Raw genomic sequence first — 217 nt, forward strand, 5'->3', positions numbered from 1 at the left:
CATCAAAAAATTCATCAAGCTTTGACAACTGTAATCCCATCTCAACGGTTTGTCTCGCTTTCGTTGTAACAATACCAACTTTATAACCTTGCTTCTTCAACTCTCGAACTGTTTCATATACAGTTTCATATTCTTCTACTAATTCATCATGATGATCATGGTTAAATTGACGATAACATGTAATCATCTCTTCAACTTTATTTTCATCAATCTTGCT

General features: G+C 32.7%; 1 protein-coding gene. It reads right to left on the bottom strand.

Going from position 1 to position 217, the window contains the following annotated elements:
- Nucleotides 1-217: HAD hydrolase-like protein (locus tag FE392_RS22775; protein WP_319931955.1), on the bottom strand; the 217-nt coding region annotated here is incomplete at both ends.

This window comes from Xenorhabdus santafensis (assembly GCF_033949405.1).
Classification (GTDB): Bacteria; Pseudomonadota; Gammaproteobacteria; order Enterobacterales; family Enterobacteriaceae; genus Xenorhabdus; species Xenorhabdus santafensis.